At 61.4% G+C, this 638-nt stretch carries 1 protein-coding gene; it reads left to right on the top strand.

The features are described 5' to 3' along the window. On the top strand, window positions 1-638 hold a 638-nt coding region (gene secY, locus KUM32_RS41315; RefSeq protein WP_217146779.1), incomplete at both ends, for a preprotein translocase subunit SecY.

Genomic DNA, 638 nt, shown 5'->3' with positions numbered 1-638 from the left:
ATCATGGACGGCTGGCTGGAGTTCGGCCTCGTCATCCTCTGTGGTCTGGCGATGGTGGCCCTGGTGGTCTTCGTGGAGCAGGCGCAGCGCCGCATCCCCGTCCAGTACGCGAAGCGCATGATCGGCCGCCGCTCGTACGGCGGGACCTCGACCTACATCCCGCTGAAGGTGAACCAGGCGGGTGTGATCCCGGTCATCTTCGCTTCCTCGCTGCTCTACATTCCGGCGCTGATCGCTCAGTTCAGCGGTTCCGACTCGGAATGGGCGACCTGGATCGAGGCCAACTTCGTGACGGGCGACCACCCGGTCTACATCGTCACGTACTTCCTGCTGATCGTCTTCTTCGCCTTCTTCTACGTCGCGATCTCCTTCAACCCCGAAGAAGTTGCTGACAACATGAAGAAGTATGGTGGCTTCATCCCGGGTATCCGGGCTGGTCGTCCCACTGCGGAGTACTTGAGCTACGTGCTGAACCGCATCACGTGGCCCGGCTCGCTTTACCTGGGCCTGATCGCTCTGGTGCCGACGGTGGCGCTGGTGACGCTCAACGCAAACCAGAACTTCCCGTTCGGTGGCACCAGCATCCTCATCATCGTGGGTGTGGGTCTGGAGACGGTGAAGCAGATCGAGAGCCACCT

It is taken from the genome of Streptomyces sp. AC627_RSS907 (assembly GCF_019049165.1).
This window is presented reverse-complemented; position numbering and strand designations above follow the sequence as displayed.